Source organism: Streptomyces sp. Tue6028 (genome assembly GCF_002300165.1).
Lineage (GTDB): Bacteria > Actinomycetota > Actinomycetes > Streptomycetales > Streptomycetaceae > Streptomyces > Streptomyces siamensis.
The window spans coordinates 76,017-89,732 of sequence record NZ_MLCE01000013.1 but is presented as its reverse complement, the minus strand read 5'-3'; the positions used below and the strand labels follow the sequence as shown (position 1 = coordinate 89,732).

The following is a 13,716-nucleotide window of genomic DNA, read 5'->3' as shown; positions in this document are numbered from 1 at the left end:
GACGGTCCGTCGGAACGTGCGGTTCCATTGATGCGCGGGTGACTCACGATTGCAAGGGACGCCGACCCTTTCCTTCAAGGGTCGTCAAAAGTGGCCGAAGTCGGCCCCCGGGCACCGCTCAGCGCGAGAGCGGAGGGTGGGGACGGCGAGCGGGCGTCATGTCCTGAAGACCCACCACCCGCAGCAGTTGGAGCCGCTCGTGGGACTCGGTGCCGGGGCGGGCCGTGTGGACGATCAGGATCTGATGGTCCTCCGAGCTGAGCAGGATCTCGCAGTCCAGGTCGAGCAGCCCCACCGTGGGGTGCACGAACCGTTTCGTGGAGACGCGCCGCACCGCGACCTCGTGCTCCTCCCACAGCCGGGCGAACTCCGGGCTCGTGGCCCGCAGTTCGGCCACGAGGCGGGCGGGGGCCGGGTCGCCGGGCCGGGCCGCGGTGACCGCGCGCAGATGGGACACATGGCTGCGGGCGAGCTCGGCGTGGTCCTCCGGTGGGAAGAGGGCGCGGGCCCGCGGATCGGTGAAGAAGCGCCGTACGACATTGCGCTCCGGGCCCGCCTCGCCGACGAGCGCCACCGCCATCGTGTTCTGCGCGAGGACGTCGCCGTAGTCGGTCATGACCTGCGCGGGCGCGTCGTGCAGCCGGTCGAGGACTAGCAGCAGACCGGGCCGGACATGCCCCGAGGCGCTGTCGGCGCGCGGCGGTTCCTCGCCCACCAGGTGGAAGAGATGGTCCCGCTCGTCACCGGTGAGCCGCAGCGCCCGCGCCAGCGCGCCCAGCATCTGCCGTGACGGGCGGGGGCCGCGGGACTGTTCGAGCCGGGTGTAGTAGTCCACGGACATGCCCGCGAGCGCCGCCACCTCCTCGCGGCGCAGGCCCGGTGTGCGGCGCCGGGCGCCGGCGGCGAGTCCCACGTCGGAGGGTTCGAGGCGGGCGCGGCTGCGGCGCAGGAAGTCGGCTAGTTCGGCTCGGTCCACCCCTCCAGCGTGTCCGAACCCGCCCGGCTTATCCAGGCACTGCCGGTCCCCGGATAGGGAGGTCTCTCCCGCCTTCCCCGCCCCGGCAGCAGGCTCGGCACCGGAGAACGACGACGAGGAGCACATCATGCTGACACTGGTGACCGGAAGCACGGGCTCGGTGGGACGCCGCTTCGTACCGCGGCTGCTGCGGCAGGCCTCGCCCGGCGACCGGGTGCGGGTCCTGGTCCGCGACGAGTCGGGGGCGGCGGCCGTCGCCGGCCTCGGCGCCCAGGTCGTGGTCGGCGATCTGCGGGACACCGAGGCGCTCGGCAAGGCCCTCGCGGGCGTCGACGCGGTGGTGAACATCGCGGCGGCCTTCCGGGACGTGCCCGACGAGGAGGCGTGGGCGGTCAACCGCGACGCCGCGCTGGAGCTGGGCAGGGCCTCCGTCGCCTCGGGGGTGCGCCGCTTCGTGCAGGTCAGCACGAATCTGGTCTACGGCACGGGCCGTGGCCGTCCGCTCACCGAGGACGACCCGGTGGTGCCGGGCGGGGCGATGTGGGGCGCGTACCCGGAGTCCAAGGCGGCGGCCGAGCGGGGCCTGCTCGCCCTGGACGGCGGCCTGGACGTCCGGGTGGCCCGGCTGGCCTTCGTCTACGGCGAGGGCGACCCCCATCTGGCCCGGTCGATGAGGTGGGCCGGTCACTGGGCCGCCACCCAGCGCCTCCACATGGTCCACCACGCGGACGTCGCCCAGGGGCTGCGCCGCCTCCTGTACGCCCCGGGCGCGGGCGGCGGGATCCACAACATCGCCGACGACAGCCCTGTCACCGCCGTCGACCTGCACCGGCTCAACGGCGTCGACATCCCGGCCGCCCTGTACGAGCGCACGGACCCCGACCCCTGGCTGGGCATCGTGTCCACCGCCCGCGTCCGCCGGGAGCTGGGCTTCCGTCCGCTGTACCCGTCGGTGTGGACCGCGCAGGACGCGGGCGCGCTCTAGGCCCCGCGGGCCACGCGAGCCCCGGACCGCGCGAGGCCCGATCACGCGAGGCCCGATCACGCGAGGCCCGGACCGCGCGACGCCCGGACCTCGCACGGATCAGAGAGTTGTCACTCCACCCCGCGGATCCTGCGCACCAGCACCGCCCCGGCGAGCCCGATCGCCGCCGACACCAGGTACAGCACCCGGTACCCGCCGAGATGGGTCACGATCGGCGCGGCCAGCGCGGGCGCCGCGACCTGGGGGAGGGCGTTGGCGATGTTGATGACGCCGAGGTCCTTGCCGCGGTCGAGTGCCTCGGGCAGCACGTCGGTCATCAGGGCGAAGTCGACGGAGGTGAAGACGCCGAAGCCGATGCCGAGCACCGCCGACGCGACGATCGCCCCCGGCCAGGTCTGCCAGCCGGCCAGGGCGGCCGTGGCCACCGCCATCAGGACGCCCGACCAGATGACGAACGGCTTGCGGCGTCCCACCCGGTCCGACCAGACCCCGCCCACGACGACCGTGGCGAGCAGGGTGACGGCGTTGACCGCCGTGAGGACGAGGACGCCCTCCTCCGGGTCGTGGTGGTGCAACCGGTCGCGCAGGTAGTACAGCAGGTAGAGCAGGACGAGCGCGTTGCTCAGGTTGATCAGGAAACGGGTCAGCCAGGCCCACGCCAGATCCGGGTGACGGCGCGGGCTCAGCCGGAAGGAGGCGAGGAAGGACCGCCAGGCCCAGGGCGCGCGGGCCGACGCGGGCAGCCGCAGATCCGGGTGCCGCAGGACGTACGGCAGGACGCCCGCCAGCGTGAACACCGCGCACGCCGCGTACCCCGCGCCCGTGCCGCCCGCGGCCGCCGCGAGCCCTGTCCCGCCGACCACGCCCAGGATCTGCGCGGCGCCGAGCCAGCCGCCCACGGAACCCCGCTGGAGCCGCGGCACCCGGTCCGGGACCGCCGCCGTGATCGCGGCGAAGGCGGCGTTCAGCGTCAGCTGGACCAGGCACCAGCCGGCCGCCATCGTCCACACCCCGCCGGCGCCCGCCAGAAGCAGCAGGGACAGCGCGCCGCCCGCGGACCCGGCCACGATCCACGGCGTACGGCGGCCCCAGCGGGCGGTCGTACGGTCCGAGAGCGCGCCGAAGAACGGGTTCGCGGCCAGTGAGACCACCGCGCCCGCCCCCGTGACCCAGGCGAGCACCGTCTCCTTCGACATACCGGTGCCGGGCGCGAAGTGCTCCGCCTGGGAGGCGAGGAGGATCTGCAGCGGCCCGAACCAGCCCACCCAGATCGCGCCGTTGGCGAGCGAGAGCGCCGCGGTCCAGCCGCGCCCCACCCGCTCGACGGGCTCGGCGAGTGCGCCGCCCCCCGCGGGCACGACGGGATCGGTGGCCGTCATCTGCGCGCCTGCGCCCGCAGGGCGGCCCGCAGCCACGTGTACGACGCCTTGGGGGTCCGCTCCAGCGTGTCGTAGTCGACGTGGACGAGTCCGAAGCGCCGGGCGTAGCCCTCGGCCCACTCGAAGTTGTCCATCAGCGACCAGACGAAGTAGCCGCGCACGTCGACGCCCTGTTCCAGCGCGCGGTGCAGGGCACGGACATGACCGTCCAGGAAGGCGATGCGCTCCTGGTCGTCGATGCCCTCGTACGAGCAGCCGTTCTCGGTGATGACGACGGGCGGGAGCCGGTCGCCGTAGCGCTCGCGGAGGCCGACCAGCAGTTCGGTGAGGGCCTCCGGGACGACCGGCCAGCCGAAGTCGGTGACCGGGTAGCCCTCCAGTTCGCGTACGGAGAAGGGGAGGTCGGCGGGCAGGGTCAGTCCGCTGAACTCGATCTCCGCGCCCTCGGGGGCACCCACCTTCGTCGGCTGGTAGTAGTTCACGCCGTACCAGTCCAGGGGTTCGGCGATCACCTTCAGGTCGGACTCGACGTCGCCGGGCAGCAGCTCGCCGATGCCCTCCGGGTACCGGCCGAGGAGCAGCGGGTCGGAGAACAGCCGGTTGAGGAGGACGTCGTAGAAGTCGGCGGCCTCCACGTCCTCGGTGCGCCGGGACGCCGCCCAGGTGGGTCCGTGCGAGTTGGCGATCCCGATGTCGTCGGCTCCGGCGGCGCGCAGCGCCCGTACGGCGAGGCCGTGGGCCAGGAGTTGGTGGTGGGCCACCGGCAGCGCGTCGAACAGCAGTCGCCTGCCGGGGGCGTGCGCGCCGAGCGCGTGACCCAGCAGCGTGTGCTCGGCCGGTTCGTTGAGGGTGATCCATTTCTTCACCCGGTCACCGAGGCGCTCTGCGACGACGGCGGCATGGTCGGCGAAACGGGCCGCCGTGTCGCGGGACAGCCAGTCCAGCTCCAGCGGCAGGTCCCAGTGGAAGAGGGTGGGGACGGGGCGTACGCCCGCCGCGCACAGCTCGTCGACGAGGCGGTCGTAGAAGTCGAGGCCGCCGGGGGAGTTCACCCGGGGCCAGGAGACGGAGAAGCGGTACGCGTCCACGCCGAGACCGGCGAGCAGCGCGACGTCCTCGGGGTAGCGGTGGTAGTGGTCGCAGGCCACCTCCGCGGTCGAGCCGTCCTTGATCCGCCCTGGTTCGGCCGTGAAGGCGTCCCACACCGAGGGGTCGCGCTCGTCGGCGGCCCCCTCGATCTGGTGGGCCGAGGTGGACACGCCCCAGAGGAAGCCGGGCGGGAACTGCGGGAGGGGGTTCGTCGCCATGCGCGCGATCATCCGTACCGGCGGTAACGGAAGTCAACGGGGCGGTGGGAAAAGGTTGTTGCCCGTCGGGCGCCCAGGGGAAGAGGCCGCGGTCACGGCGTGACCGGCGGCCGTCGGGACGGGCCGGCGGCCCGCGTCCCGGACGGATCTCCCCCTGGGCGGCCGTCGGCTACGCGCCCTCCTTCAGCACTCTGGAGATCAGCGTCCGCTGTTCCTGAGTGAGCCGGGGATCGGCCGCGTACACCGTCTTCCCGTCCACGGTGATCTGGTAGCTGAAGCCGTCCGGAACGCCGACGGGGGGCGTGCCCCGGCCGGCGGCGACCGCCTGTTCGGCCAGGGCCTGCCACTCGTGGGCGTCGGACCGTCCCGAGGTGTCCACCTCGGCATGACGCTCGATGCCCGCGAATCCGCCCGTGCGCCTCACCTGAATACGCATGGGTCCTGTCTAGTACGAGTCGTGCGCCGGGGCTACGCGGCCGGTACCCCGACCTGCTCCCAGGCCTTCAGCACCGACTGGAGCTCCTCGCCCTCCCCGTACCGTTCGCGTGCCTGGGCGACGGTGAGCGCGGCGAAGTCGGTGAAGCTCGCCTGGGACTGGAGCTGCCCGCCGGTGAGGACGTCGTACCAGATCTGCCCGGCCCGCTCCCAGGCGTGGCCGCCGAGTGCCTGGGCGACCAGGTAGAAGGCGTGGTTGGGGATGCCCGAGTTGATGTGGACGCCCCCGTTGTCGCGGCCGGTGCGGACGTAGCCGTCCATGGTGCCGGGCTGCGGGTCCTTGCCGAGCACGTCGTCGTCGTACGCGCTGCCCGGCTCCTTCATGGAGCGCAGGGCCGTACCGGTGACGCGCGGGGCGAGCAGGCCCGCACCGATCAGCCAGTCGGCCTCGGCGGTGGTCTGGCCGAGCGTGTACTGCTTGATCAGCGAGCCGAAGACGTCCGACATGGACTCGTTCAGGGCGCCCGGCTGGCCGAAGTAGGTGAGGTTCGCCGTGTACTGGGTGACGCCGTGGGTCAGCTCGTGCCCGATGACGTCGACCGGGATGGTGAAGTCGAGGAAGATCTCGCCGTCGCCGTCGCCGAACACCATCTGCTCGCCGTTCCAGAAGGCGTTGTTGTAGTCCCGGTCGAAGTGCACCGTCGCGTCCAGCGGCAGGCCCGAGCCGTCGATCGAGTTGCGCTCGTACGCCTTCAGGTAGAGCTCGAAGGTCGCGCCCAGGCCGGCGTAGGCGCGGTTGACCGTGGCGTCCTTGCCGGGCTTGTCGTTCTCGCCGCGCACCTTCCTGCCGGGCAGGTCCTGGTGGTGGCGGGCGTCGTAGATCGTGCGGTGCGGCTTGTCCTCCTCCGCCTCCGCGGGCGGGGCGACGGTCGGGGCGCCGATGACCGTGGTCAGCCGGCGGTGGGTGCGCTCGTAGGCGTCGCGCTCCAGGGTCTGGCGGGCGGGACCGGCGAGTGCGGGGTCCTCGTGCTGGGCGAGCTTGTCGAGGACGTGGGGCGGCACGATGGTGCAGAAGACGGGCTCGAAGCCCCCGTTGGTCGTCATGCCCGGCACCCTTGCACTGAGTTATCTCACTGTCACTACCTGCAACCATGATTGGTGAAATGCGGTGATAAGGAGCGTCGGAAGCCGTCGTCGAGTGGTATGGCGCACTTTTTGTCCGTTTTGCGCATGCGATCCCGCATACTGGAACACCACCCCGCACGGGGCACGGCTCGGCTAGGCTGCGGAGCATCATGCGTTTCGGGCTGCTTCTCCTTAGCTGCCGCGGCGAGGGCCTGTAGTCGAGGCCGACCCCCTCCCCGCGGAGTTTGGCGCTGCGCCGTCGGCCGTCCTTCCGGACTCGCGGACAGCGGATACCGCGGACACATCGAGGAGCCCACGCAATCATGGCGAACCGCCAGCAGCCCAGTTCCATGCCGATCAAGAAGTACGGCCGGTACGAGCAGGTCGACATCCCCGACCGCACCTGGCCCGACAAGCGGATCACCGCCGCCCCCCGCTGGCTCTCCACCGACCTGCGCGACGGCAACCAGGCCCTGATCGACCCGATGTCGCCCGAGCGCAAGCGCCGGATGTTCGACCAGCTGGTCAAGATGGGCTACAAGGAGATCGAGGTCGGTTTCCCCGCCTCCGGCCAGACCGACTTCGACTTCGTGCGCTCGATCATCGAGGAAGAGGGCGCGATCCCGGACGACGTGACGATCTCCGTACTGACCCAGGCCCGTGAGGACCTGATCGAGCGGACCGTCGAGTCGCTGAAGGGCGCCAAGCGCGCCACCGTGCACCTGTACAACGCCACCGCGCCGGTCTTCCGCCGCGTCGTCTTCCGCGGCTCCAAGGACGACATCAAGCAGATCGCCGTCGACGGCACCCGCCTGGTCATGGAGTACGCGGAGAAGCTGCTGGACCCCGAGACCGAGTTCGGCTACCAGTACAGCCCCGAGATCTTCACCGACACCGAGCTGGACTTCGCCCTGGAGGTCTGCGAGGCGGTCATGGACGTCTACCAGCCCGGCCCGGGCCGCGAGATCATCCTGAACCTGCCCGCCACCGTCGAGCGCTCCACCCCCTCCACCCACGCGGACCGCTTCGAGTGGATGCACCGCAACCTGTCCCGCCGCGAGCACGTCGTGCTGTCGGTCCACCCGCACAACGACCGCGGCACCGCCGTCGCCGCCGCCGAACTGGCCGTGATGGCCGGCGCCGACCGCGTCGAGGGCTGCCTGTTCGGCCAGGGCGAGCGCACCGGCAACGTCGACCTGGTCACCCTGGGCATGAACCTGTTCTCGCAGGGCGTCGACCCGCAGATCGACTTCTCCGACATCGACGAGATCCGTCGTACGTGGGAGTACTGCAACCAGATGGAGGTCCACCCGCGCCACCCGTACGTGGGCGACCTGGTCTACACGTCCTTCTCCGGCTCCCACCAGGACGCCATCAAGAAGGGCTTCGACGCCATGGAGGCCGACGCCGCGGCCAAGGGTGTCACCGTCGACGACATCGAGTGGGCCGTCCCGTACCTGCCGATCGACCCGAAGGACGTCGGCCGCTCCTACGAGGCCGTCATCCGCGTCAACTCGCAGTCCGGCAAGGGCGGCATCGCCTACGTCCTGAAGAACGACCACAAGCTGGACCTGCCGCGCCGTATGCAGATCGAGTTCTCGAAGCTCATCCAGGCGAAGACGGACGCCGAGGGCGGCGAGATCACGCCGAAGGACATCTGGGCGACCTTCCAGGACGAGTACCTGCCCAACCCCGAGAACCCGTGGGGCCGCATCCAGGTCAAGAACGGCCAGTCCACCACGGACAAGGACGGAGTGGACACGCTCACCGTCGAGGCGTCGGTCGACGGCGCCGACACCGTCCTGAGCGGCTCCGGCAACGGCCCGATCTCGGCCTTCTTCGACGCGCTGCAGTCCATCGGCATCGACGTACGCCTGCTGGACTACCAGGAGCACACGATGAGCGAGGGCGCCTCCGCGCAGGCCGCCTCGTACATCGAATGCGCGATCGACGGCAAGGTCCTGTGGGGGATCGGGATCGACGCGAATACGACACGTGCCTCGCTGAAGGCCGTCGTCTCCGCCGTCAACCGCGCGACCCGCTGACCTCGTTCACCTGGTTCTTCCCGGCCCCGTCCGCCTTTCGAGGCGGGCGGGGCCCCGTCGTTTACCGGCCAATCCCTGTGGAGGTCACGGGAAGGTCTCGTCCTGGGTACTGACTCCACATCAACAATGTGGCTAACATCACGCCAGCGCGGCGATGTTGCCGCGGGGTCACCTCTCACGCCCAAAAGGCGGTGGGGGAGCAACGGAGGTGTGCGACGTGCTGCCAGGATGGGGACGAAACGGTCGTGCAGTTCAGGTTCCCCGCATCCTGGGCACCCGCACCGCCTGGACCACCGTCGGCGACGGCGAATTCTTCTGCCCCGGCTGCGGAGGCGACCGCAACTACCAGCGCCTGACCGGCCGCCGCCGCTTCACCCTCCTCGGCGTCCCCGTCGTCCCGCGCGGCGAGACCGGGCCCGTCGTCGAATGCGCCGCCTGCCGCCACCACTACGGCGCCGACGTCCTCGACCACCCCACCACCACCCGCTTCTCGGCGATGCTCCGCGACGCCGTCCACACCGTCGCCCTCGCCGTTCTCGCCGCCGGGGGCACCTGCGCCCGTACGTCCCTGGAGACCGCCGCGAGCACCGTGCGCTCCGCCGGCTTCGACGACTGCACCGAGGACCAGCTCGGAGCCCTCGTCGAGGCGCTCGCCGCCGACACCGGCCGGGTCCTCGGAGGACCGTGCGGAGCGAGCCTGGCCATAGAGCTCCACGAAGCGCTGGACCCGCTGGCCCCGCACCTCGCCCCCACCGGGCGCGAGGCGATCCTCCTCCAGGGCGCCCGCATCGCCCTCGCCGACGGGCCCTACACCCCCGCCGAGCGCGACGCACTGGCGACCGTGGGCGCCGCGCTCACGATCTGCGCGGACGACGTGACCCGGCTGCTGGCGGCGGCCCGCACCCCCTCGTAGGCCGGCCCGCGCGTACGCCGACGCGTGCGCGCGCCGTACTCCCGCGGGAGTAGTCCGGCCGTCCGGCCGCCCCGCGCAGTACCCGTGAACTCGCCCTCCGGCGCGACGAATCCGCGCCCGCGCGCCGGGAGTCTGGTGCCTGTCCAGACATCCGGCCAGGAGGGGAGGACCCCGTCATGGGGCCCGGAGAGACAACCACGCGTACACGGCGAAGGGCCGTTCCCTGGGTGCTGCTCGGTCTGTGGGTGGCCGTCCTGGCCGTCGTCGGACCGTTCGCGTCGAAGCTCGCGGACGTACAGCACGACCGCGCCGTGGACTACCTGCCCGCGAGCGCGGACTCCACCCAGGTGGCGAAGATCGAGGACCGACTGCCGGGCGGGGAGAGCACCGAACTCGTCCTCGTCTACCACCGCGACGGCGGACTGAGCGCCGCCGACCGGGCGACGGCCGCCCGCCAGGTCGCCGACATCGCCGGCCGCGAACCGCTGACGGCGCCCCCGAAGGGCGTGCCGTCCCGGGACGGCACCACGCTGATGTACCCGGTCGCCAGCTCCGCGCCCGGCACCGACGAGAAGAAGCGTGACGCGTTCGTCGACGACGTACGCGACGTCGCCCGCTCCGAGAACGGGATGGACGTCGAGGTGGGCGGGCCGGGCGCGCTCGCCACCGACGCCTCCGAGGTGTACGGCTCCCTCGGCGGACCGCTGCTCTACACCACCGTCGCCGTGGTCGCCGTCCTGCTGATCCTCATCTACCGCAGCCCGCTGCTGTGGCTCGTGCCGCTCGCCGTCGCCGGCGTCGCCGACTACCTCTCCATGGGCGTCGCCTACGGACTCCACCAGGCCTTCGGCACCACCATCTCCGGACAGAGCTCCGGAGTGATGACGATCCTCGTGTTCGGCGCCGGGACCGACTACGCCCTGCTGCTCATCTCCCGCTACCGGGAGGAACTGCGGCGGGTGGAACGACCCTACGACGCCATGCGTCAGGCCCTGCGCGGCTGCGCCCCCGCCGTGCTCGCCTCCTCCGGCACCGTCGCGGCCGGCCTGCTGTGCCTGCTCGCCGCCGACCTCAACAGCAGCCGGGGCATGGGACCGATGGGCACCGTCGGCGTGCTGTGCGCGCTCGTCGCCATGCTGACCCTGCTGCCCGCCGTCCTCGTCGTGCTCGGCCGCCGCGTGTTCTGGCCGCTCGTCCCCGCGTTCGGGAGCGAACCCAGGCAGCGGCGCAGCCTGTTCGCCGCGATGGGGTCCTCCGCGGGCCGCCGGCCGCTCACCGTCCTCGCGGGCGGCGCCGTCCTCCTCGGCGCGCTCGCCGTCGGCGCGCTGAACCTGCCCGGCTCGCTCAAGCAGGAGGACTCGTTCGTCGACACCCCCGACTCCGTCGCCGCGATGGAGACCCTCGCCCGCGCCTACCCGGGCCAGGGCACCCAGCCGATCACCGTGATGGCCCCCACGGACCGAGCCGGGGCGGCCCTCGCCGAGATCCGCCATCACCGGGGCGTGGCGAGCGCCGATCCGGGCCGCAGCGGAAAGGGCTGGACGGAGATCTCCGTCACCGCGAAGGGCGCGCCCCAGTCCGCCGCCGAGACCGCCACCATCGAGTCCCTGCGCGAGGACCTGGACCGGGGGGCGACCAAGGGCTCGTACGTCGGCGGTCCGAGCGCCCAGCAGATCGACCTCCAGGACACCAACGCCCGCGACCGGCTCGTCGTCGTACCGATCGTGCTCGTGTCCGTGCTGCTGATCCTGATCGCCCTGCTGCGCAGCCTGGTCGCCCCGCTGCTCCTCGTCGTCGCCGTGGTCGCGGTGTGGGGTGCGGCCCTCGGCATCGGCGGGCTGGTCTTCGGGCCGCTGTTCGGATTCGAGGGGACGGACCCGGGACTCGGCCTGCTGTCCTTCGTCTTCCTGGTCGCCCTCGGCGTCGACTACGGCATCTTCCTCATGCACCGCATGCGCGAGGAGTCCCTGAACGGCTCCGAACCGGCCGCCGCCGCGCTCACCGCGCTGCGCACCACCGGAGGTGTGATCGCCTCCGCGGGCCTGGTGCTGGCGGCCACCTTCGCGGTCCTCACGAACATGGGTCTGGTCCAGCTCGTCGAACTCGGCTTCGTGATCGCGGTCGGCGTGCTGCTCGACACCTTCCTCGTCCGGACCTACCTGGTGACCAGCGCGAGCGTGGCGCTGCGGCGCAAGGTGTGGTGGCCGGGCCGACTGGCGCGGGAGCCGCAGCCGCCGGAACCCCCGGAGACCCGGCCCGCCCCGACCGTCGCCGTCGGCTGAACCGCCGGGTGCCCCTCCGCCGCGGAGGGGCACCCGCCCCTCCCTGTCGAACGGGCGCCCGACTGACGGAAGATGGACAACGTGCAGGCACACACGGGAACGGTCACGACACCGGCACGGCCCGCCGGCACGGCGGCGGGGGCGGAGCCCACCGGGACGGCGGGCCGGCGGCCGCGCGCCGGCGAGCGGCTGCGGGCCGTCGTCGCCCGCATGTCCGGCGGCCCCTCCCCGCACGCGGTCCGCAACGACGCCTACCGCGCCGCCGCGCTCGCCGTCCTCGCCGTCGCCCTGGGCCTGGCCCTCCCGGACGGCCACCGGCGGCCCGACGCGCTCGGCTGGACCCTGCTGCTCCTCGCTCACGTCCCGCTGGTGTGGCGCCGCCGGGCGCCGCTGCTGGTGCTGTGCGTCATGGTCCCCGTCATCGCGACGTACCACGCGCACGACTACAACCACACCGCACCGCTGGGCGCCACACTCGTCGCGCTCTACACGGTGGCGGCGACCGGCCGGCCGCTGCGCGCGGTGCTCACCGGGGTGTCGGTCATCGGCACCATGGTCGTGCTGAAGACCTCCGACGGCATGGCGGGCGTCGCCGAGAGCCTGCGGATCGCCGGCTGGATCGTCGCGGTGCTGCTCTGCGGCGGCTACGTACGCGTGCACCGCCAGTACGTCTCCTCGGTCGTCGAACGCGCCGAACGCGCCGAACGCACCCGCGAGGAGGAGGCGCGCCGCCGGGTCGCCGAGGAACGCCTGCGCATCGCCCGGGACCTGCACGACCTGCTCGCCCACAGCATCACGCTGATCGGCGTGCAGACTGCCGTCGCCGCGCACGTCCTGACCGCCGACCCCGACCGCCTCGACCGCACGGCGGTCGCCGGGGCCCTGGACGACATCGCCGAGACCTGCCGCACCGCCCGCGGTGAACTGCGCACCACGCTGGAGGTGCTGCGTGCCTCCGAGCTCGGCGGCGACGGCCGGGGCCCGCTGCCCGGCCTGGACGGCGTGCCCGACCTGGTCGCGGCGGCACGCACCGCGGGCGCCCGGGTGACGGCGGACGTCGCCGCCCCGGCGGCCGGCGTCCCGTCCGCCGTGGGCGCCGCCGCCTACCGCGTCGTGCAGGAGGCCCTCACCAACGCCGTCCGGCACGCGGGCCCCGGCGCGCACGTCCGCGTCCGCCTGCACGCGGAGGACTGGGCGCTGCGCGTCACGGTCACGGACGACGGTGTGGGCGCCCCGGGCGCCCCGCCCGGCTTCGGGCTCGTCGGGATGCGGGAGCGGGTGCGCAGCGTGGGCGGAACCCTGGACGCCGGGCCGCGCGAGGGCGGCGGGTTCGCGGTGTCGGCGGTGCTGCCGCTGGGGAGCGGTGCCGCCGCGCGTCCGGCGCCCGGACCGGCCCCCGTGCGGACGTCCCGGCCCGCGGAAGGAGAGGGCCGATGACCATCCGCGTGCTCCTCGCCGACGACCAGACCCTCGTACGGGCCGCGTTCGCCCTGCTCGTCGAATCGGCGCGCGACATGGAGGTCGTCGGCCAGGCGGCCACCGGACGGGAGGCCGTGGCGCTGGCCCGCAGCGCCCGGGCCGACCTGATCATCATGGACATCCGCATGCCCGACCTGGACGGCATCGAGGCGACCCGTCTCATCGCCGCCGACAAGGACCTCGCGGACGTCAGGGTCCTCGTCCTCACCACGTACGACACCGACGAGCACATCGCGGAGGCGTTGCGCGCGGGCGCCTCCGGCTTCCTGGTCAAGGACACCAGGCCCGCCGAACTCCTCGACGCCATCCGCACGGTGGCCGCGGGCGAGGCACTGCTCTCGCCCGGCCCGACCGCCCGGCTGATCGCGCGATTCCTGCGCGGCCCGGCGCTGTCGCCGCCCCCGGTGGGCGGCCCCGACGGCCTCTCCGACCGCGAGCGCGAGGTGCTGACACTGGTCGCGCGCGGCCTCAACAACGCCGAGATCGCGGGCACGTTGGGGCTGAGCCCGCTCACCGCGAAGACCCACGTCAGCCGCATCATGGGCAAGCTGGCCGCCCGCGACCGTGCCCAGCTGGTGATCGTCGCGTACGAGTCGGGTCTCGTCACCCCCGGCGCCCCGGACCTGGCCTGACGTCGCTCCGCCCCGATCCCGCGGCGCCGCCGGTGCCTCCTCGTCGACTGACGCCTCTTCAACACGCCGTGCACACACGGATGTTGTCGCGACGCTCCGGGCGCACTACGTTCTGTGGACATCCCATGTCACACGTCCCATGTCCATTGTGGTCCGAT

11 protein-coding genes are annotated in these 13,716 nt (G+C 72.7%); 6 read left to right on the top strand and 5 right to left on the bottom strand.

Features of this window, described 5'->3' with window-relative positions:
• Nucleotides 1-118: 118 nt before the first annotated feature.
• Nucleotides 119-976, bottom strand: a complete 858-nt coding sequence (locus BKI49_RS11850) for a helix-turn-helix transcriptional regulator (RefSeq protein ID WP_095934210.1) — start codon at nt 974-976, stop codon at nt 119-121.
• Nucleotides 977-1,103: 127 nt separating this feature from the next.
• Between BKI49_RS11850 and BKI49_RS11845 the strand changes: the two genes are divergently transcribed.
• The gene (locus BKI49_RS11845; protein WP_095934209.1) at nt 1,104-1,961 is read left to right on the top strand and encodes an NAD-dependent epimerase/dehydratase family protein; all 858 of its coding nucleotides are present in this window, start codon (nt 1,104-1,106) and stop codon (nt 1,959-1,961) included.
• A 110-nt stretch (nt 1,962-2,071) separates the two neighbouring features.
• On the opposite strand, the gene BKI49_RS11840 is transcribed toward BKI49_RS11845, so the two are convergent.
• The 4 genes from BKI49_RS11840 to BKI49_RS11825 form a co-directional block, all read right to left on the bottom strand.
• On the bottom strand, nt 2,072-3,340 hold the full coding sequence (locus tag BKI49_RS11840) for an MFS transporter (protein WP_095934300.1): 1,269 nt from the start codon (nt 3,338-3,340) through the stop codon (nt 2,072-2,074).
• Nucleotides 3,337-4,659: a GH1 family beta-glucosidase gene (locus BKI49_RS11835; protein ID WP_095934208.1), complete on the bottom strand. Its 1,323-nt coding sequence runs from the start codon at nt 4,657-4,659 to the stop codon at nt 3,337-3,339. Before BKI49_RS11835 ends, BKI49_RS11840 begins: the two co-directional genes overlap by 4 nt.
• Before the next feature lie 157 nt (nt 4,660-4,816).
• Nucleotides 4,817-5,083 (bottom strand): protealysin inhibitor emfourin, encoded by a 267-nt coding sequence (locus BKI49_RS11830; protein WP_095934207.1) that lies wholly within the window; start codon nt 5,081-5,083, stop codon nt 4,817-4,819.
• A 32-nt stretch (nt 5,084-5,115) separates the two neighbouring features.
• Complete coding sequence (locus BKI49_RS11825; RefSeq protein WP_095934206.1) at nt 5,116-6,186, bottom strand: M4 family metallopeptidase; 1,071 nt, start codon at nt 6,184-6,186, stop codon at nt 5,116-5,118.
• 344 nt (nt 6,187-6,530) lie between these two features.
• Here BKI49_RS11825 and leuA point away from each other — a divergent pair, with 344 nt between their 5' ends.
• The 5 genes from leuA to BKI49_RS11795 all read left to right on the top strand — a co-directional run bounded on the left by leuA (nt 6,531) and on the right by BKI49_RS11795 (nt 13,558).
• Nucleotides 6,531-8,252 (top strand): 2-isopropylmalate synthase, encoded by a 1,722-nt coding sequence (gene leuA, locus BKI49_RS11815; RefSeq protein ID WP_095934205.1) that lies wholly within the window; start codon nt 6,531-6,533, stop codon nt 8,250-8,252.
• Between the two features lie 217 nt (nt 8,253-8,469).
• Nucleotides 8,470-9,165, top strand: coding sequence for a tellurite resistance TerB family protein (locus tag BKI49_RS11810; RefSeq protein ID WP_095934299.1), 696 nt, complete (start codon nt 8,470-8,472; stop codon nt 9,163-9,165).
• Between the two features lie 176 nt (nt 9,166-9,341).
• A complete protein-coding gene (locus tag BKI49_RS11805; RefSeq protein WP_095934204.1) occupies nt 9,342-11,447 on the top strand; it encodes an MMPL family transporter in 2,106 nt (701 codons plus the stop codon).
• 210 nt (nt 11,448-11,657) lie between these two features.
• Entirely contained in the window at nt 11,658-12,884 is a 1,227-nt protein-coding gene (locus BKI49_RS11800; protein ID WP_257004738.1) for a sensor histidine kinase, read from the top strand.
• A complete protein-coding gene (locus tag BKI49_RS11795) occupies nt 12,881-13,558 on the top strand; it encodes a response regulator transcription factor (protein ID WP_095934202.1) in 678 nt (225 codons plus the stop codon). Before BKI49_RS11800 ends, BKI49_RS11795 begins: the two co-directional genes overlap by 4 nt.
• Nucleotides 13,559-13,716 lie beyond the last annotated feature (158 nt).